The 218-nt window shown below is 75.2% G+C and carries 1 protein-coding gene; it reads left to right on the top strand.

What is annotated here, in order from left to right:
• On the top strand, positions 1–218 hold a 218-nt coding region (locus G9H71_RS19520), incomplete at both ends, for a hypothetical protein (protein WP_166284461.1).

Below are 218 nucleotides of genomic sequence, written 5' to 3'. Positions count from 1 at the left end.
ACCACGCTGCTGGCGCCGTGGATCTCCCCCGAGCCCGGGCTCTTCCCGCTGATGAAGGCCATCGGGGACCAGGCCCGCACCGGCGGGCTCGCCGAGTCCCAGGCACGGGCCTTCCAGGCCTCCGTCCTCACCGCCTGGACCGCCCCCGACAACGGCGACACCACCGGCGCCCGCACCACCCTGCAGGCGCTGCGCGCCACCATCGACAGCGCCAAGGC

Origin of the sequence: Motilibacter deserti (assembly GCF_011250635.1) — a bacterium.
Classification (GTDB): domain Bacteria; phylum Actinomycetota; class Actinomycetes; order Motilibacterales; family Motilibacteraceae; genus Motilibacter_A; species Motilibacter_A deserti.
The sequence above is the reverse complement of the archived record's forward strand: the minus strand, read 5'-3'. Positions and strand labels throughout refer to the sequence as shown.